The sequence below is a fragment of the Pseudarthrobacter sp. 05T312 genome, assembly GCF_056396685.1.
Window position 1 is genome coordinate 115,080 of the sequence record NZ_JBFTLY010000001.1, and the last position, 18,882, is coordinate 133,961.

The 18,882-nt window shown below is 55.9% G+C and carries 15 protein-coding genes and 1 pseudogene; 11 read left to right on the forward strand and 5 right to left on the reverse strand.

The window, feature by feature from the left end; all coding sequences use genetic code 11:
- The first annotated feature begins 45 nt into the window (after nt 1-45).
- From AC1DIP_RS00620 to galU, 3 genes are read left to right on the forward strand one after another with little or no spacing between them, the layout of a single operon-like run.
- Complete coding sequence (locus tag AC1DIP_RS00620) at nt 46-1,608, forward strand: tyrosine-protein kinase domain-containing protein (RefSeq protein WP_307359321.1); 1,563 nt, start codon at nt 46-48, stop codon at nt 1,606-1,608.
- Between the two features lie 7 nt (nt 1,609-1,615).
- A complete protein-coding gene (locus AC1DIP_RS00625; protein ID WP_307359319.1) occupies nt 1,616-2,524 on the forward strand; it encodes a nucleotidyltransferase family protein in 909 nt (302 codons plus the stop codon).
- Between the two features lie 58 nt (nt 2,525-2,582).
- Nucleotides 2,583-3,473 (forward strand): UTP--glucose-1-phosphate uridylyltransferase GalU, encoded by an 891-nt coding sequence (galU, locus tag AC1DIP_RS00630; protein WP_477732481.1) that lies wholly within the window; start codon nt 2,583-2,585, stop codon nt 3,471-3,473.
- An 8-nt stretch (nt 3,474-3,481) separates the two neighbouring features.
- Here the strand turns inward: galU and AC1DIP_RS00635 are convergent, their stop codons facing one another.
- The 4 genes from AC1DIP_RS00635 to AC1DIP_RS00650 all read right to left on the reverse strand — a co-directional run bounded on the left by AC1DIP_RS00635 (nt 3,482) and on the right by AC1DIP_RS00650 (nt 8,259).
- A complete protein-coding gene (locus AC1DIP_RS00635) occupies nt 3,482-3,835 on the reverse strand; it encodes a VanZ family protein (RefSeq protein ID WP_307359315.1) in 354 nt (117 codons plus the stop codon).
- A gap of 347 nt (nt 3,836-4,182) precedes the next feature.
- Complete coding sequence (locus AC1DIP_RS00640) at nt 4,183-4,779, reverse strand: LPXTG cell wall anchor domain-containing protein (protein WP_307359313.1); 597 nt, start codon at nt 4,777-4,779, stop codon at nt 4,183-4,185.
- 170 nt (nt 4,780-4,949) lie between these two features.
- Nucleotides 4,950-6,797 (reverse strand): DUF4012 domain-containing protein, encoded by a 1,848-nt coding sequence (locus AC1DIP_RS00645; RefSeq protein WP_477732482.1) that lies wholly within the window; start codon nt 6,795-6,797, stop codon nt 4,950-4,952.
- 73 nt (nt 6,798-6,870) lie between these two features.
- Nucleotides 6,871-8,259, reverse strand: coding sequence for a sugar transferase (locus AC1DIP_RS00650; RefSeq protein WP_477732483.1), 1,389 nt, complete (start codon nt 8,257-8,259; stop codon nt 6,871-6,873).
- A gap of 525 nt (nt 8,260-8,784) precedes the next feature.
- Between AC1DIP_RS00650 and AC1DIP_RS00655 the strand changes: the two genes are divergently transcribed.
- From AC1DIP_RS00655 to AC1DIP_RS00690, 8 genes and pseudogenes are all read left to right on the forward strand, one after another.
- Nucleotides 8,785-10,062 (forward strand): O-antigen ligase family protein, encoded by a 1,278-nt coding sequence (locus AC1DIP_RS00655; protein ID WP_307359310.1) that lies wholly within the window; start codon nt 8,785-8,787, stop codon nt 10,060-10,062.
- 62 nt (nt 10,063-10,124) lie between these two features.
- On the forward strand, nt 10,125-11,261 hold the full coding sequence (locus tag AC1DIP_RS00660; protein WP_307359307.1) for a DUF1972 domain-containing protein: 1,137 nt from the start codon (nt 10,125-10,127) through the stop codon (nt 11,259-11,261).
- Nucleotides 11,262-11,776: 515 nt separating this feature from the next.
- Nucleotides 11,777-12,010, forward strand: coding sequence for a DapH/DapD/GlmU-related protein (locus tag AC1DIP_RS00665; protein ID WP_307494157.1), 234 nt, complete (start codon nt 11,777-11,779; stop codon nt 12,008-12,010).
- Between the two features lie 5 nt (nt 12,011-12,015).
- Nucleotides 12,016-13,107, forward strand: coding sequence for a glycosyltransferase family 4 protein (locus AC1DIP_RS00670; protein WP_307359305.1), 1,092 nt, complete (start codon nt 12,016-12,018; stop codon nt 13,105-13,107).
- 112 nt (nt 13,108-13,219) lie between these two features.
- Nucleotides 13,220-14,164, forward strand: a complete 945-nt coding sequence (locus AC1DIP_RS00675) for a glycosyltransferase family 2 protein (RefSeq protein ID WP_477732484.1) — start codon at nt 13,220-13,222, stop codon at nt 14,162-14,164.
- A gap of 58 nt (nt 14,165-14,222) precedes the next feature.
- On the forward strand, nt 14,223-15,404 hold the full coding sequence (locus AC1DIP_RS00680; protein ID WP_477732485.1) for an oligosaccharide flippase family protein: 1,182 nt from the start codon (nt 14,223-14,225) through the stop codon (nt 15,402-15,404).
- A gap of 342 nt (nt 15,405-15,746) precedes the next feature.
- Nucleotides 15,747-16,625, forward strand: coding sequence for a glycosyltransferase family 4 protein (locus tag AC1DIP_RS00685; protein WP_307359299.1), 879 nt, complete (start codon nt 15,747-15,749; stop codon nt 16,623-16,625).
- 37 nt (nt 16,626-16,662) lie between these two features.
- Nucleotides 16,663-17,029: pseudogene (locus AC1DIP_RS00690) on the forward strand (ATP-binding protein); the annotation flags it as partial.
- A gap of 585 nt (nt 17,030-17,614) precedes the next feature.
- Here AC1DIP_RS00690 and AC1DIP_RS00695 read toward each other — a convergent pair.
- Complete coding sequence (locus AC1DIP_RS00695) at nt 17,615-18,871, reverse strand: nucleotide sugar dehydrogenase (RefSeq protein ID WP_307359296.1); 1,257 nt, start codon at nt 18,869-18,871, stop codon at nt 17,615-17,617.
- Nucleotides 18,872-18,882: the final 11 nt, after the last annotated feature.

Below are 18,882 nucleotides of genomic sequence, written 5' to 3' on the forward strand. Positions count from 1 at the left end.
ATCTCCAGCACGCCGAGCACAATTACTTGAGTTTAGGAACCCACAATGAGCACAACAGCAGCCCCTGCTGAGGTATCCCCAGGACTGGACCTGGCAGACTACTTGAACGTCCTCCGGACGTACTGGAAGGCCATTGTGGTCTTCACCCTGCTGGCCGCAATGGCCGCCGCTGGTTGGACCGTTCTCCAGCCAAAGGTCTACTCTTCCGATTCCAGCGGCATTGTGGTCACGCCGGGCTCGGACAACGTGAGCCTCGCACTGGCCGGCGACAGCCTCGCCAAGGCCAAGGTCAAGAACTACGAGTCGGTGGCAAAATCACGGCTGGTTGCTGACCGGGTTATTCAGGCCTTGGACCTGAAAACCACTGCCGATGCCCTGCTCAGCAGCATCAGCGTAAAGGTGCCGCTAGACACGGCAGAGATCAGGGTCACCTCACAGTCGACTGATCCCGCCACCGCCCAGCGGGTAGCGGACGCCTGGGTGAATGGCCTTGCAGCGCAGGTGGAAGCCATCGAGACAGCGCCCTCCGCCGAGTCGGCTGCCGGTGCCGCAGCAACGCCCGACGCCGGAACACAAGCCGATGCAGCAACGGCAGTCCGCGTCCTCCCGCTGGGCAAAGCCGTCCTGCCCACCAGCCCCACGTCACCTAACACCAAGCTTAACCTGGCGCTCGGCGCCCTCTTCGGTTTGGCCCTCGGGTTGGCGTACGCACTCATCCGCCGCCACCTGGACCGCCGGATCCGCAGGGCAGCGGACATTGAACGGATGTTCGGCGTCCCCGTCATCGGCACCCTCCCGGTAGACCACCGGCTGGACGAGAAGAGCACCATCGTGGACGCCGGCACCGCAGCGCAGCTGCACGACGCCGGCGGGGCCATGGCGGAGGCTCTCCGCGAACTGCGCACCAACCTCAGCTTTCTGGACGTGGACCAGCCACCCCGGGTCATCGTGGTCACCAGCTCGCTCCAAGCCGAGGGCAAATCGACTGTGACGGCCAACCTTGCGGTCACCATGGCGGCAGCGGGTGAAAATGTCGTGGTAGTCGACGGCGATCTTCGCCGGCCCACGCTGGTGGACGTTTTTAACCTTGTACCGGGTGTCGGGGTCACCGATGTGCTCACGGGCACGGCCGATCTGGCTGACGTCCTGCAGCCGTGGGGAGCCCTGCCGAACCTCTCGGTGTTGGGATCGGGGCGGATCCCGCCCAACCCCAGCGAACTGCTCGGGTCCCGGGCCATGAAGAATATGCTTGCCACCTTGTCGAAGGATGCCGTGGTCCTCATCGACGCACCGCCGCTTCTTCCGGTGACTGATGCTGCTGTCCTGTCCCGGGCAGCGGACGGCGCAATCGTTGTCATCCGCACTGGCAAGACCACCCAGGAGCAGCTGGACCAGTCCCTTGGGAACCTCGAGAAGGTGAAGGGGCGCGTCTTGGGTGCTGTCCTCAATTACGTCCCGCTCAAGGGCACGGACGCCTACTCGTACTACGGGACCTATAAAGCTGCCCCCATTCCCTCCCCAACGATGTCGTCCTTGCAGGGCGGGGAGGAAGAGGACGTTCTTGCGGCACTGGAAGCTGCGCCGGGCGGCCGCAGGGCGAGAGTGTAGGTATGCCGTGACCCATGCGTCGCGTAGAACCCAGCTCGAGATCCCGGAGGGTGTTCTCCTGGGCCATGCACTGGTGGCGGGTCTGGCGGCCGGCCTGGGTATCAGGGCCTTCTTCATCAAGGGACCGGTAAGCGTCCTTCAGGGGCTTCGCGAAGCCAAGGTATCCGCAGATGTGGACGTCGTCGTTGATCCGGTGCGGCTAGAGGACTTGATGCAGGGACTGCATGAGCGGGGCTGGCGTGAACGGCCGGTCGATCCCGATAGCAGGACATTCCCAAAGCACTCCGTCACCGTCCACCACCCCGAGTGGCCGTGCTGTATAGACGTACATTTCCGCTTTCCAGGCATGGAAAGGCCCGACTGCTTCGAAAGCTTATGGGCGAACACTGAAACCCTTGAACTTGCGGGACAGCAGCTTACTGTTCCGAGCAGGGAGCTTGGCGTCCTGTTTTTGGCCCTGCACGCCCTGCGCTCTCCCGCCCTGCCCGCTTGCCGGCACGAGCTCGATTACCTTGCTGACCTCACACGCCGGGAGATCCTGGCAGAGGAACTCCTGGAGGTCGCCCGGGCGACAAACTCTCTGGCGGCCGTTCGGCCGTTCCTGGAAGTCCTTCTTCCCAGTAGTATCACTGTTGTCTGGCCGGAGCCCTCTCCGGAGTGGCGCAACCGTGTGGCAGCGCAGGATCCGGGGAGCGCACGGCTCTTGGCTATCTTGCAGGCGCCTTGGAGCGAGAAACCAAGGCTACTGTGGGGGGCGCTCTTCCCCACGCGGGAGGTCTTCCTCAGTGGAAACATCTACGCAGACATGTCCTTGTTTGGACAACTCCGGCAACATTGCGCCCGGTGGTGGCGCTTCGTCCGTGCCCTTCCGCGGATCGCGCGAAGCCTCCGCAAGCTCTCAGCCAGCGGTGATTAAGCGGTCCTGATCCATATCCGATTGCCGGTTAACCCACCAAATTTGTTAAGGTTCAGCTATGACTACGGGGAAAGCTATTACCAAAGCCGTCATTCCTGCTGCCGGATTGGGAACACGCTTCCTGCCCGCCACCAAGGCAATGCCGAAGGAAATGTTGCCGGTGGTTGACCGACCGGCCATCCAGTATGTGGTGGAGGAAGCGATCGACGCAGGCCTCTCTGACCTGCTGATGATCACAGGGCGCAACAAGCGCGCGCTGGAGGACCACTTCGACCGCGAGCCTGGCCTTGAGGCTGCGCTCGAGGCCAAGGGCGACAAGACCAAGCTGGGCATGGTGGAATACGCGTCTAACTTGGGCCCCATCCACTACGTCCGCCAGGGCGAGGCGAAGGGCCTTGGCCACGCGGTCCTGTGCGCGCGGCAGCATGTGGGGGACGAGCCGTTTGCCGTTCTGCTGGGTGACGACCTCATCGACGAGGCTGAGGACCTGCTGGGCACCATGATGGAGGTGCAGCAGAAGACTGGCGGTTCCGTGATCGCACTGATCGAAGTTGATCCGTCGCAGATCAGCGCCTACGGCTGCGCAGACATCGCTGCCGTCGACGGCGAGGACTATGTCCGCGTCAACAGCCTGGTGGAGAAGCCCGCTGTTGCTGATGCACCGTCCAACCTGGCAGTTATCGGTCGCTACGTACTGCACCACAATGTGTTCGGCGTTCTGGAAAACACCGAGCCTGGCCGCGGCAACGAGATTCAGCTCACGGACGCCCTGCAGACCCTTGCAGCCGGCGAGGGCGAAGGCTCGGGTGTTTACGGCGTGGTTTTCAAGGGTCGCCGGTACGACACGGGTGACAAGCTGAGTTACCTCAAGGCCGTCATCACCCTGGCTTCCGAGCGCGTGGAATTCGGTGAGGACCTGAAAACCTGGATGAAGGGCTTCGTGGGTTAGTCTGGCTTCTAGCGCTCTGGGAAGGCCTGTTGCCGGAAGGTGGTGGGCCTTCCCTTTTTCGTGGCCCACAGGGCTAGCAACGCCCCGATGACAGCACCTGATGTATTGGTCACGACATCTGACGGGCTTGCAAAGCGGTCGTGAAGAAACAGCTGTTGACCCAGTTCAATGCAGCCGGAAACCAGCAGACCGAATGCGCCAATTTGCCACCAGCTTTTTTTGGGAAATGCCTTGGAAGCCGCAAATCCCAAGGGGATGAATAACACCACGTTGGCGGATGCCTCTACAAAACTGTAGTTAAACCAGCTGGGTATTCCGTGTTTGTGGAGGAATACGAAGATTGACGCGAGCTGTCCTGACACTGGCTTGTCCACAGGTGACGGCCAAAACGCGATGAGGGCCAAGGGCACAGCCATACCAGCAAGAATCAGCTGCCAATGCCGGCGGTTATGAGTGGGCGTCAAGCGAACCTCAGGACGTTCGTAGAAGGGCGAATACGGTTGTGGCCAGTGCACACGCCGCTAGTAGAACGAGGAGTCCGTAGGCCATCACCTGCGGTCGGGGGCGCTGAAATGAAAAGTCGTATTCGAGTGGTGCTCTGTGCCACTGTCTTCCCCATGATCAAATAACTACCACACAAAGCAAAAGGTGGGTGCATCTCCGTTTCCGGAGATACACCCACCTTTTTTGGTGCTAAAGAGCAATAATGCTAGGCAGTAACTTCGGCCTTGGCGCGGCGGCGAACCACCACTACGGAGGTTGCACCGGCGGCCAGTGCACCTGCGCCCACGAGGGTCCACAGGATCAGCCCGGAGTCGGCACCGGTGTTGGCCAGACCGGTGTTAGCGAGCGGAGCACCAGCAGCGTTGCCGCCCGTGTTCGCCAAAGAGGCTGCAACGGTAACGGTGACGGGACCGACGGTAACGCCGGACTGCGTGCCGGTTGCGGTGATGGAGTAGGTGCCGGCTTCGCTGATCGAAATGGGCAGGGATACGGCACCCTGTGCGTCGGCAGTTGCTGACAGGTTCTGGGCTGCAGTCACGACGGCGATGCGAGCGGCAACCGCTCGGTTACCAACGCCTGCGCCGTTGGAGGCAGGAGCCTGGCCCGGCGTGACAGTGATGATAAGCGGCTCGCCGGCACGGAAGCCCTGGCCGCGGAAGACGAAGGATTCGCCCGGACCGACGGTGCCATCTGAGACGGCGGCCTGCGGCGGAAGTGCCGGGTAGGTTGCGGCCATGGCTGGTGCCGAGCCGATCAGTGCGATGGAGCCTGCAAGCGCGAGTGCAGCGAAAGTCTTCTTCATGTGTGTCCCCCCGGAGACGTTTAAGTTTTGATACCCGATTTTGGGGAGATGTCCCCTCCGCACGAGACCATGTGCAGAACTACGGATAAATATCCCAGATAGAAGGTACCATCCCGGATCGGTTGTGACCAACCTCAATCCAGTCGGTTTACATAGTGTTTACGCAACAGTCACTGGCCGAGATTGCAGGATGCGTTTTCAGTGGGCAAGATAACGTCCTTTACATGCTGGACAGTGGGTGTGACAACCACGTTAGGTTCTGTATGCTGAACGATTTTTCCAAAGGTGAAGTCGACCGTCTTACTTTCGCCTGGCGCGAGTTGCTGTGCTACAACGCCTACAGGTCTCATCGCATGCAGATATGGTGCGAACGGAATCTTCTGGCCGTTGGTAGTCGCTGATTCGACATTAGCCTGGACGGGGCCATAGACAACGATGTTGGTTTGCACGGAACCAGGCGCTACACCGAAAGCCCCGCCGCCTGTGACGTACGGAGGTAAGGACGTGGAAGCATCCGCGGGTGCCGTATTCGTACTCGAAATCCGAACAGTAGTCTGCTCGTAGCCGTCTGCAGGGCAGTCCTTAATCAATTGGACGGTTCTCTTGACGTAGTAGTCCATTTTGGCGCCCGTCCCGTCGTTGAAGTAGACGCCAAATTGGGATGCCGATACGCTCGGACCCGAAGTCGAGCCGCCAAGAGCATATTTCGTGATTATCGCTTCCTCCGGGCTGTTAGCGGACCACACTAGGACGCGTCTCTCCTCGACTCCGCGCGTAAGGCCGTTGATGAGCCCCTTGGCTTCTGCTTTGCCGCTTGAAAAAGCTGAAAAAACTTCTTTGGCAACCCCCGCGAAATATGCGTCCTGCAGTCGGGGTTGTTGGACCTTTGCGTAAACCTCGGAGAGGAGCGTGGCAACTACGTTACTGCCCGTTAACTCGGTCGGCAGGCCGGCGGCCTTGAAAGCGGCCAATTCGGGTCCTCCCACGGGTACAGGACCAGTTGACTGGAGGATGTAGCTCAGAACGACAGGATCAATGGAAATCACGCCGTCGACCCGCTGTCCGGTCTTTTGTTCCCACATGCCTCGAGCGGTCGCAGCAGCAGTGGGGAAGTCGGGAGTGAGATTGACGTCCTGCATATACTTCCCGAGCCTTCCCGAGTAGATCTGCTGTTGCTGTCGATCCACAGGGAGCGGGGGCGACATTATTCCGACATCGCCAGCGCTGCTTTGAATGCCGAGTGACAGCTTCCCGTGGTCAACGGTCATGGCTGCCAGGGCGCCCGGTATGCCTCCGGAAGCTCGGGATTCAGCATTGTTTTGGATGATCAGCAGATAGGTGCGTGGACCATCTACTCCGAGCATTTGGGGCGAGATCTGAGCAGCATCAGCCGCTACGTCTAATGCATCTGCTATTTCCGTCAATTGTTGTTTAGCGTCACCTAGCGGTTCGGATATTTCCGGAACGAGCCGGGCGTTATCGATACCTTTTAGTCGATCTGCAGAGAGACGCACAGCGCCTGCGGACGCCTTGACCTTGGTGGACGCTTGCACTAGGGGAGTCAAGTCTGCGCCAGAGTCACTTGGGACCAATACTTCCCAGTCCAATGAATCGTAAACCTGTACAAGCGGCTTGAGGCCGAGGGCCGCAACGTCGTCGGCAGAACGAGCCGTCTCAGATATGGCACTTATGTTGTTGCCGAGCCAGGGGAGGCCGGAGGCCATAGTCCACCACGGATCGTTTGAAGCCTCACGAGCTGCTGCTGTATGGGCCGTGAGTTGCTGTGTTATTTCCGTCGCCCGCTCCTTGCCGTCGCCCGTCAGACTCTCTCGGAGCGGAGGGACAAGCTGAATAGCAGACTGCAACTCGTTCCGGATTACTGCAGCACGAAAGCCGAGCCATCCACATAGTGCTACGCCTATCAGCAAAATGCCACCCAGCCCAATAAAGAAGTATCTTCTGGCTGCATGGCGTGGTGTTTTTGTCTTTTGATGAGCGGCCCAATAATTACGTTGCACCCTGTTGCTCCCTGTTGTGGAATTTCTCACCGTGCGCTAGCTTTCTGGTCTGTAGAGAGGCCGCTTGCTAAACCTAGTAGGCACCAGTACTTGTGAAGACCGCTCGGGCGGTTTTGAGAATAATGACCAGATCTCCCGCAAGAGACCAGTTTTCTACGTAATAAAGGTCTAACCTTACAGAGTCCTGCCACGATAGGTCTGATCGTCCGCTGACCTGCCAAAGGCCTGTTAGTCCGGGTTTCACCAAAAGTCGCCGGCGAGCATCGTGCTCGTAAGCTTCAACCTCTTGAGGGAGGGGGGGACGGGGCCCGACCAAGCTCATTGACCCACCCAAGATATTAAGAAGTTGAGGTAACTCGTCCAAGCTGAAGCGCCGAAGCAGCCCGCCAATACGAGTGACCCTTGGATCTTTACGGATTTTGAAGAGTACCCCGTTACCTTCGTTCTTTCCCGCAAGCGAGGCTAGCTGCTGTTCAGCATCAACGACCATTGACCGAAACTTCAACATTTTGAAGCGAGTTCCCTCTTGGCCAACTCTTTCCTGGCGGAACAGCACGGGGCCGCGGCTGTCCAGTTTTATGAGGAACGCTAACATCAGCATTATTGGCAGAAAAGCAACAATAAGAATGAAAGAAACCACAACATCCATCAGCCGCTTCGCAACCCTCTGACCTCCCTCGAGAGTGGGCGTCGTCACGTGGATCAGTGGGAGCCCTGCCACTTGTTGCGTATGGATTCTTGGACCGGCGATGTCGGTAAGTGCCGGTGCCATGATAAGTCCTACATTACGGGCTGATAATTCCCAGCCAAGGTGCCGTAAGGTCTGCGGGTGGAGCTGGACGCCGGCGGAAATAGCGACGGCGTCAGCTTCACACGAATCAAGGGCAGACAGAATAGATTTTGCATCTGTACTTCGGCCTAAGATTGGCAGCCCGGATGCTGGCTCGTACTGCATGTCTTCGACGCTGCCGGGAGTGTATGCCGCAATTGGTCTGTAACCCGCATGTTTGGCGCGTAGGAGCGAACCGGCAAGATGCGCAACGGCTGCTGGACCACCTATCAACATAAGGTTTGACATGTTGTCGCCGCCGTGGCGTTTGACGCTCAAGTGCTGCCGAAGAAGCCATCGGGAGAGAAGGAGCCCCAGCAAACCTACCGGAAGCGCGATGCCTACATACCCGCGGGCAGTATCAACCCTCAAGACGTAAGAAAATATGGCTACCAGGCCGAATAACCAGAGAGAGGCCGCTGCCACTCTCTTGTATTCTTCAGAGCCTGAACCTAGGATCCGGCTTTGCCTAGTGTTCCAAGCCCCGAGCATCAACCACCAAATGATGGCCAGAACAATTGAGAGCCAAATATAGGGTGATTCTTTATTCTCGCTTGCAGTGTCCGTATCTACGCCGAACCTCAAGACGTAGGCTCCGGCTATTGCCCACATCACGACGAGGGCGTCGATCAACCTTAGGGTACGAGTCGCTCGGACCCTCCAATCTGATATTTCCCGCAAGTGATTTTCCCCATAACCCTAGTTGACACTCAATCGGCGAGTGACCCGAACAGGATACAACCAGGCTACAAATCGCCAATAGTATGTCGTCTGATGCAGCCGACAGGGCTTTGCCCATCCCGAAAAGTAGCCTCCTGCTGGTAGCCAAAGAACTACCCGCCGTGACGGTTCCGCCGTCCCTTGACCATCTCATCCTTCCCTGTGTCCCCGACGCAGCCTGCCGACCGAGACGCATCGAGGCGTACTCTGTGATCGCTGCCCCGTGGAAGAGCCTGCGCTTTTGAGGGGTCGACCCCCAAGCCTTCGTCGGGAGCGGCTGACCCAGAAACGACTAGGAGCTTGGATGGGATATCCTTCTGTTGGACTCGGGGGGTCTCGGTGAACTTTTATGATGACTCGTGGTTACTCCTGGCCAAGTGCGGCGCGCAACTAACCGTCCACTATCCTCTCGTGGAAAGCCTGTGAATAGGAGCCAGAATGGTCCACCCGTCGCTTGGGGTTGCTCCGAAGGTTGAGTCTGATTTATCTGGGATCTCTGGAGTAGCCCGACGCAAGCATGTGGTTTTAGTGGCTGCCGCGTTTTTTATTACCTCCGAACCAACAGCCCTGACAACAAATCACGGCATCCTTCCGATAGGTGTCCTTCTGGTTATAGCCGTGGTCACGCTTCTGCGGGACAAGAGCTCCGCCATGGCATGGTGGGCATTAGCCCCGTTCACATTCGTTGGTATCGCGGCTGCCTCATCTGGTTGGAGCATTCTCCCAGATGAGACCATTACGGGAACTATTTCCCTCGCCTCTGTTTTTGCGTTGAGTGTCTTATTCGCTGCAAAGGTGAAGCTGCCAGCCCTCGTCGAGGGCATCGCGCTGGGGGCCGGTGCGGCATTGGCCGCCTCGATCATTCTGTCTGTACTGCGGCCCGACCTTGGCCTGGTGAACGAGACGTACAAGTATGGATCGCTCCGGGGAATATATGAACATCGCAATCAGATGGGCTACGTTATGACCGTTGGTCTGGTCGCCTTGTGTTCTACCCCTAGGCTCATGCTAAAAGGGCGCCGAGGATACGGCATCATGGCACTGCTTTTGTTTGCCCTTGGGGTCGCATGGTCCGCGTCAAGCACGGCTTTGGCCATGTCGGTTATAGGCGTAGCCTTGGCGGTTGGTTTCCGAATTATGCCAAAAGTAAACGCCCGTCTGCGCCCCTTCATTATTACCTACTACCTTCTCATCACAGCGTTCGCTTTCTGGTTCATTCCCACCCAATTTGCCACCGTGACTGGCTTGCTTGGTAGGGACGAAACTCTGACTGGAAGAACGACTATATGGCCTTATGTGGTGGAGGCGTGGAGCCACAGTCCCTGGCTAGGGTATGGATGGGATGCGGTCTGGCTGGATGGCAGCTATGTGGCGGACTGGGTTGCTCGTCAATTCAACTACCGCATCTACCACTCCCACGATAGCTACTTAGACGTACTAATTCAGGTCGGGATACTCGGATTAGCGTCATTTGGTGTATGCGTGTTTATTTCCCTGCTAAAGGGGCTCGCTTGGTTGAGGCTCTTACTCACGACGAGGGCCACTATCTCTGCCGTTTTTCCCTTGGTGATTGTCACAGTTCTTGGAATTTACTCAATTGTTGAAACAAGAATCTCGAAGCCGCTAGGCCTGTTGATAATCTTCTATGTAGTTACAACTAAAATTGCGCCAATGATGCGTAAAAGCGAAACATCTACGCCGCCCCCTGGGGGCTGACCACAGTTTTCGCTCGGAAATGCCGTATCTAACATCTATGCGCGTCGTAAGGAAAAGTATTCATGAAGAAGGTCTCGATTATAGGGACACGAGGATATCCGAGTTATTACGGAGGCTTTGAAACGGCAGTTCGTCGTCTGGCACCGTATCTCGCCGATGCTGAGTGGGACGTGACTGTCTACGGACGAGATGGTTCGGTTGAGCGCGATCCAGGACACGCGGACCACAGGATTCGGTCCGTGCTGACGTTGGGACTGAATACCCGCGCCCTTAGCACGATGTCCTACGGGCTGACGTCCGTTCTGAATGCAATGATCAAAAGACCCGACGTCGCGTTGGTCATGAATGTTGCTAACGGATTCTGGCTTCCTTTGCTGCGGCTACGAGGAATTAAAACTGTCGTAAATGTGGATGGCATCGAGTGGGAGAGAGACAAGTGGGGAAAGGCAGCCAAGTTGGTTTTCAAAGCTGGCGCTTTTTTCACTGCCAAATTTGCTGACCTGCTCATCTGTGACGCCGTGGAGATACAGCGCATATGGCGCGAACGCTACGGAGTATCGAGTAAGTTCATTCCCTATGGAGGCGACGTGCCGCCGTCGCTCCCGGTGGAAGAGGGATTACGCAGCAGAGGCTACGTATTGATGGTCGCTCGCTTTGTGCCGGAAAACACGGTCCTCGAGTTTTTTGAGGCAGCTAAGGAGCTCGCTAAAGCTTGGGATGTCGTGATAGTCGGCTCCTCCGGCTTCGGTGGAGAACTAGACGAGGCGGCACGCGCGTTGTCCGAGGCGAGTGAAAAGGTGCATTGGCTTGGGCATATAAGTGATGACAGGCGGTTGTTCGCGTTATGGCAGCACGCAGGCGCCTATTTCCACGGCCACAGTGTTGGCGGAACCAATCCGGCTCTGGTTCAAGCCATGGCCTGTGGAGCCCCTGTAGTCGCACGGGATACGACTTACAATCGGGAAGTGCTTTCGGACACAGCTACATATGCTCAGCCGACTGAAGGGAGCATTGTGGATTCCGTTAGTGAACTGATGGGCTCACCGGAGCTGCAGTCGACCCTAAGCGCTGGCGCGGTCGAACGTGCTCGGAGCTTTTACAGCTGGGAGTTAGTGTGCGGTGCATATAACGATGCCCTCATGTCGATCACGCAAAATGCAATTCTGAGCAAGTCAGATACACGGCAAATGAGCCGATAAAGCCGCGATTATGGCTTGACCCTCACTGGCAACTCTCGCTATCAAGGACTTATTCGTTGGACGTCTTCAGAAAATTAGGCAGTGAACAGCGCGCTAGAGCAAGGTCCGCTGGGCGGGAACAGGACTGGGCAAAAATCTCGCTCTCCCTAGCATGGAAAGTCGCAGGCATGGCTCTTCGAGGAGTACTGTTGATGCCTCAGCTGTCCGAATGCCGCGGTGTGCCCCTAGTCGGACGTCGCGTTACTATTCGAAACAGAAGCTTCATTCGTCTAGGCGCTAATAACGTTGTGGAAGACGGCGCTGAGATCCAGGGACTATCTCGCGAAGGCATTAGCTTCGGAGATCAGGTTTCCATCGGTGCGCAAACCATGATTAGGCCCAGTAGCTACTATTCGCGAGAAATAGGCGTTGGGCTTTCCGTCGGCGCGAATTCAAGTATTGGCCCGCAGTGTTATGTAGGATGTTCGGGGGGAATCACTATAGGCGAGAACGTCATGCTTGGCCCTGGGGTTCGGATGTTCTCTGAAAATCACAACTTTGAGGGCAGCGACGACATAAAGAGCCAGGGTGTTGCTTGGTCTCCTATAGTCATTGAAGATGACTGCTGGATCGCAAGCGGCGTAACTATAACAGCTGGTGTAACGGTTGGTCGGGGCGCAATTGTGGCTGCCGGCGCTGTAGTGACTAAGTCTATTCCTCCCAGGGCAATAGTCGCAGGAGTCCCTGCGCGCGCCATTGGGTCCCGGTGAGCAGCATGAAAGTCCTGTTCGTCCACCCGTCTAATGAGCTCTACGGTGCCGATAAGGTGCTTTTGGCGATTATCGATGCCCTTCCTCTGCACTACTGCGCTGAAGTTTGGTTACCGACAGATATACGTTATCCAGGTGACCGTCTCAGGCGAGAACTAGAGGCCCGGTCAATACCTGTAGCGTTCATAGATCTTCCCGTTCTGAGGCGCAGTTACTTTAATGCCCGAGGTATCTTGAAACTTTTACCTCGCATGGTGACTGTCACGAAACATCTTAGATCAGCAGACTTCGACTTGCTCTACATCAACACTTCCGCCCTTGCGTCTGTAGCACCATTGGGACGGATGGGCGGTAAGCCGGTGGTTCTACATCTCCATGAATATCTCTCCGGCATAACAAAGTTTGTGCTGCAGCCTTTCTTGATTTTCGCATCACTGATAATTGGCGTAAGTGAAGCTGTCAGGGATGCCCTGCCCGTGGGCAGTAGAAGTCGCAGCGTCGTGATTTACAACGGCTTTGATCTTCCCACAGGAGAACTTCAAGTAACTGGGCAAAAGCTGAGATTCGTCTTAGCAAGTCGTTGGAACGCTTGGAAGGGGCACGAGGCTCTACTAAAGGCGTGGTCCAACCTGAAGCGCGCTGACGTGGAACTACATGTGTACGGCGGTCCACCTGAGGTGGGACAGTCTGTTGACGTCCGAGCGATTGTTGAAAGAATGCCGAACAGGGAGACGGTGAAGATATGCGGGCATGTAGAAGATATAAAGACGGCCCTGCTTAACTGTGACGCCGTTCTTGTTCCGAGTGTAAATCCCGACCCGTTGCCTACGATTGCCATCGAAGCCGCCGCCTACGGCAGGGCGGTACTGGCCAGTCGGTCTGGGGGCCTGAAGGAAATAGTAGAAGATAAGGTAACAGGCTGGCTGTTGACTCCTGGGGTCAGCGAGGAATGGACCGCTTGCCTAGAAACTCTCAGTGCCGAGGATTTGGTCAATGCTGGCAACAACGCAAGAGCACTGTTCGCTCAAAAGTTCAACCAACAGGCATTCGCAGAAAGAATCCGCGTCATTTTTCAACGTTATGAAAATGAGAAATAGGATTTCGCCCACGCTCGGTTAGACCTTAGTTCGTTTTTAATTGTTCGCACAATTTGTCATGTGGCAATGACGCGACATCGCGGATATTCAATTTAGAAAGATGCTTAGTTAAATGTCACAAAATTTTGACCTTGTGGTAACTGTGGCCACCTTCCAAAGGCCGGAGATGTTGAAGGCACTACTTCACAGCATCGAACATCAGCAGGATCTCGGGAAGATGAAATTCCACGTGGTTGTAGTAGACAACGATCCTAGCGGTTCAGCTGAAACCACGACTAAGGAATTTGCGAGCCTGGTCACCTATGTGCACGAACCGAAACCGGGTATCGCGGCTGCCCGGAATGCCGGCATCGAAGCGGCCGCGGTATTCCAACCCCGAGCACTGGTTTTTATTGACGATGACGAGGTTGCGCCGCCACACTGGCTTTCTCAACTGGTTTCGACATGGAAGGAGACTTCCGCCGATGTTGTAACGGGGCCCGTCCGTTTCGAACTTCCCGATGGATTTGAACACCTCGCCAACGCGGTGCCGCATTTCTACACGCCCGACAGGGCCGACCATTCGCCTGTGGAAGACGTAGCCACAGGAAACACGCTTGTGGACGCAACCTGGTTTCATGGTTCGGCGGCGCTCCGATTCAGCGAACAATACTCGCTTACCGGAGGATCCGATATCGAACTTTTCAATCGTCTGCGAAGGCAAGGAGGGAGATGTGTGTGGGCTGCTAAGGCGTCAGTCGTAGAAACGGTCCCTCGAGCGCGTACTACCCCCCAGTGGATGAGGCAGCGCGATCTTAGGAATGGACAGTTACGAGCCCGTCTGATGCTTGAATCCAATAGCCGCGCCACGCTTCGATTGGCTGTTGAGGGGGTTCTTAGAGTTCTGAAGGGGGCTTTCGTCATCACTTTGTCCCGGCCTGAAACTAGTTCGAATATTCAAGGTTGGCGAACCCTTCAAACGGGTCGAGGCTACCTCAAAGCTGTCTCCGGGCGACACTTCAACGAATATGCACTTGGCAGGAACTTGGGCAGACAGTATCCCGGAGAGGGGATTTAGTGACCCATCCTGCTTTCTGTGTCCACTGGGAGCCTAACTCGGGCAGGAACCTGAGCGATTGAAGCAGCAATTTTTGGCCATGCTACTAGCGCGCGGTATGTCGAGCGTCTTGCAAGCCGCCAATCTAGTCCTGCTGGCCCGGTCAGCGAGTTTGGAGGACTTCGGCCTATTAGCGGTACTGACATCGGTTTCGGTTCTCATCTTGACGTTTTTTGATTTAGGCATGTCAACTTTGATCCCAAAGTCGCGTGCGCTGAATTTGCATGAACAAGTCTCCGCAGGCCTTAGATTAAATGCGATTTCGACATATCTCTTGGCCGCGATATCGACGACTTCGTTCTATATCGGTTATTTGTTCAATCAAGTGCCGTTATGGACTGTCATTCTTGTGTGCGCTCTTGCCCTTGAAAAGAAGATTGAAACCGCGCTGAGTGTTTTTATTGCGGATGGTAACAAGTCAATACCTAATTTTTCAATTCTATTAAGGCGTCTAATCCCATTTCTTGGAACTGCTACCGCTGTTTGGCTTCACAATGATACAATTCTTGTATACTCCGCGGCCTACCTCGTTGTCGTATTTCTGTCCGTTTTGAATGTCGACAGACTTCTACGTGGGCGCTTGAAGGTTAGAAGAAGTGGGCGGCACTCACTGCGTCGAATTGCCACGGAATCTTGGCCCTATTTCATTGGCAATCTTTCGGCCCATGCTCGATATATTGACACTTCCTTGGTTGCGGCTGTCACCTCTATCACAGGTGCGGCCATTTATTCGGCTGCATCTAAAGTAGTCAATCCGCTGCAACTGGTCCCCCAAACTCTTACTGCAATCCTGATGCCGCACTCGGCTCGCCTAAATGCGGTCGAGGCGCGTAGCCTCGTGAACAGGTTGACACTGGCCTTTCTTTCAATGCTTTTACTGCTTGTGCCGACTACCTTCTTCGCCGCGCCAATAGTGACAATACTTTTTGGTCCGGATTTCCTGGCGGCTGCGCCTGTCCTGGGTGTCTCTCTGTTGGCTTTACCTTTTGTGACTCTCTCGTCTCCACTCGGAAGCGTGCTCCAAGGCCAAGGACTAGAGAAGTTTGTGGCCCTCAATGGCGTCATTACAGCAGCAGTCATGCTGATTGCCATCCCTAGCTTTGCCATCATGTGGGGAGTTGTCGGTGCTGCTGCCGCTGTTGGTTTCTCGTTTACCCTTAAGTGCGGCCTGCTGTTTTTTCGATCTCGCAGTTTAGCCTAGCCGCATTTGTCCGCATCAAACGTTAGCTGGAATCTCTTGAAAATACTCGCTGTCACGACTTTTCTCCCATATCCCCAGAACCATGGGGATGCCTTGCGAGTGCTAATGATGCTTCAGGCTCTATCGACGAAGGGCCGACTCACTGCGCTTACCGTTGAGCGCAGGGACACGACGCCTTCTGATATTGAAGGCTTCCGAAGTGCGCTCCCTTTGGCGCAAACAAGGGTTTTCGCCCTGAGTGGCATTAGTCGGGCATCGGACCTGCCCAGTCGCGCGAGCAGACTCGTAAAGGGAATCGGTTCCGTTACGCCGCCCTTGTTCTTCAGCCCGTATAGTAGCGAAATGGAATCCTATTTGGCTAAATCGGCGGAAGTATATGACCTGATTGTTCTTATAGGCGAAGCTGCGGGAGTTTACGCCAAGCATTTCACGGACCAACATGTTGTTTGGGATAAGGCTAACGTTTTTACCGCCTTCTGCCTGAACAGCGTCGTTAACTTGCGGGATCCGAGGCAGCGTTTCAAGTTCCTACTCAATAGCGCGCTGAGCTACGTCTGGGAACGGCGTGTCCTGCGTTTGTGCGATGCAGTTTGGGTGACAGCACCAGAGGAGTCGTTGAGGCTTGAACGAACGTTTCATCGGACCGCAGATGCAGTCATCAGATCTTCTATTCGACTCCCATCTACCAATCCACGCTCATTCAATGCTGGGTCGCGGAAAATTGTCTGGATGAGCACTTTTGCTTATCCACCGAATTGGGATGGTCTGCTTCGCCTACTTCGGGAGGCCGGAGACACCTTGCGGTCTCACAACATGAAGCTCTGTGTCGTGGGTGCTGGGGCCTCACCTGAGCAAATTGCCATACTTGAACGCTTTGACGTCGTTGAATACTTGGGCTTCGTGGCGGAGCTCGACGAAGTATTTGAAAATGCTGCTGCTGGTGTTGTACCAATTTGGGCTGGGGCGGGGGTCAAGCTAAAGACCCTAACAATGATGAGCAGGGGACTACCAGTTGTCAGCACTCCGTCTGGTATGGAGGGAATTCCAGCTGCTGCTGCCCTGAGAGTGGCAGCTTCATCGATCGAACTGGTGGAGGCTGTAGCCCAGGCGTTGCCGGAGGAACTTGAAAGGGCGAGTGTGAGAGCTTTCAATGTGCTGAGAGAGAGTTTTTCCGAGCAGGCTTTCAACCGATCGGTTTCCCTTAGTATTCCCCGTGGATAAGGCCAATCGGATATATCCCCTTATACCTTCTGGGAGCGAGGGATTCACCGGGTCCAGGAAGTCGTATGTGGGGGTGCACCTTGGCCAAGTCGGCCTGCCGGTACCGCATCCGGGCCCATTACGTCCGCATGCGCAACCTTGAGGAAGCTTGGGCGCTGGCGAAGGACAAACCTTGGGGGCAACGAAGTTCCTGATGCAGTACGCGGACTAGACCCTGCTTGTGATCGACCAATAGCTTTTCGAGAGCATGCGCAGCATGCTGCTGGAACTGCTCGAGCGGCGATACGACACAGCTTCCACCGTCGTCTGCACGCAGAACGCCAAATGCGTTCATGGACCGCGTTGTCCACAACGCCATCCGGGTCGATACCGACAACCACAACATGTGTGAAGACGCCACATGACGAAATAAGAAAATGCCGGTGGGGGCCAGTAGCCCCCACACCTGTGGCTACTGGCCCCCACCGGCAATATCACCGTCCCGAAAGGCAAGATCGACTGGCCCCCAAGCATCCAATTACGCAATTCACTATGCAGCGGGGGCCGTGGCCGTGCTACGTCCCGTCCTTCTATCGATTACTACCTTCACCTGACCGCCGAACTTAGCGCGTGGCAACAATCAAGCCCGCTGGGGACCGAGGGATATGGCGCTGGCGGACTCTATTTCGTCGCTGCCGATTGAGCTCCACTCACTGCTCTGTACTCGAGGACTCGAATTCTCATGACATGGTGATTTGTGCCTGACAAGGTTGCATCGCGCATCTTGCACACCTAGTTCTCCTTCGCAGCGGTCGCCCACCTCGGACCCCAGGCAGTGAGGTGCCGGCACGAGCCTGCCTTTATCATCGACCGACAAGTGGTCGTCGAGGCTATTGTTGATCGTGCCGGCCACCGGGCCGCCGTCGGTAAGCTGAGGGCTCCACGCCAGAAGTCCTGCGTTGAGTCTCTCCAAACTCATGAGCGACTTGCTAGGCCACTCCTCACACGTCCTAAAGCCGGTGGGCTGAAGCCGTCGACGAAGCACCTCGTGTGTCAAAAAATATCTCAGCCTTTTCGCTCAGGACGTCGACATCATAAAAGTCATGGTTTTGGAGAAGAACTACGACGTCAGCATCCAGTACTGCTGCGTGGATATCATCCGCGACCTCGTACGAGGTCCCGGAGACAGACCATGTTTGGACCATTGGATCGTGAAAGAGGATTTCGGCTCCTCGCTGAAGGAGCACTTCTGCAACATCTACAGCCGGAGACTCTCTTTGGTCCGAGATGTTGGCCTTGTAGGTAACACCAAGAAGCAGGACTTTGGAGCCCTTGAGGGGCTTGCCGGCATCATTCAAAAGGGACTGGACCCGATCTCCTACGTAGCGCGGCATCGAGTTATTGATTTCCTCAGCCAGCTCGACAAACCGGAAGGGGTACCCGAGCGCTCGACGCACTTGGTAGCTTAGGTAATTTGGGTCGATCGGAATACAGTGGCCGCCGACACCCGGGCCGGGGTAGAAGGCCTGAAACCCAAAGGGCTTTGACTTAGCAGCAGCGATTACATCCCACAGATCGATATTCAACTCATGACAGAACTTTGACATTTCGTTAACTAATGCAATATTAATATGGCGATAGGTGTTTTCGAGAAGCTTTGCCGTTTCTGCTTCGCGGGCGCTTTTCGTAGGGACCACGGTGTCCACAAACTTGCTGTAGAACTCCACCGCAGCTTCCGTCGACTTTATTGAGACACCGCCGACAACTTTCGGGGTATTCTTTAGCCCAAATTTCTTGTTCCCAGGATCTATCCGTTCGGGCGAGAAAGCAAGATAAAAGTCCTCGTCTACGTGTCTCGTGCTACCTTCAAGAATTGGCTGGCAGAGCTCTTGAGTGGTGCCAGGGTAAGTCGTCGATTCGAGTACCACCAGCGTTCCGGTTGTCATGAACTTAGCGATTGACTCTGTGGCTGCAATCACAGCTTTTAAATCTGGGCTGCCGGCCTCCCCCAACGGCGTTGGCACGCATATCACGACTACTTCAGCGTCACGAATCACAGTGGGATCTGTAGAAGCCCGATAGCCAGCCTCCAGCATTTCGCTAATCTCGTCATGAGGCAGATCATCGATGTGGGACTGACCGGCATTGAGATTGTCGACGATGCTTGAACTCAGATCCAGCCCGATAACGTTCATACCTGCTCGGACGGCACCCTGGGCAAGGGGGAGGCCAACATATCCTTGTCCGATCACAACGAGGTTTTTCATTTTATATCCAT